We start from the raw sequence: 334 nt of genomic DNA on the forward strand, positions 1-334 counted from the left end.
TCCGCGCCCTGACCGAGCGGGGATACCTCGTCGTCGAGGCCAGGGCCCAGGGAGGCGCACCAGGCACGACGCCGCGATACCGCATCCGGCTCGATCGGCTGGTCGTACTACCCGCCACCACTGGCGGGACTGGTGACGTGGATGACACGGGTGACACCGGCGACAGGGGACGGGTGACACCGGTGACGCAGACGTGTGACACCGGCGACAGGGGACGGGTGACACCGGTGACGCAGACGGGTGACACCGGCGACATGGGACGGGTGACACCGGTGACGCAGACGGGTGACACCGGCGACAGGGGACGGGTGACACCGGTGACGCAGACGGGTGA

The 334-nt window shown here is 70.1% G+C and carries 1 pseudogene; it reads left to right on the plus strand.

Annotated elements, in window-relative coordinates:
• Window positions 1–334 (plus strand): annotated as a pseudogene (locus ACTFO6_RS18200) (hypothetical protein); the annotation flags it as partial.

The organism is Pelomicrobium sp. G1, assembly GCF_051905455.1.
Taxonomy (GTDB): domain Bacteria; phylum Pseudomonadota; class Gammaproteobacteria; order Burkholderiales; family UBA6910; genus Pelomicrobium.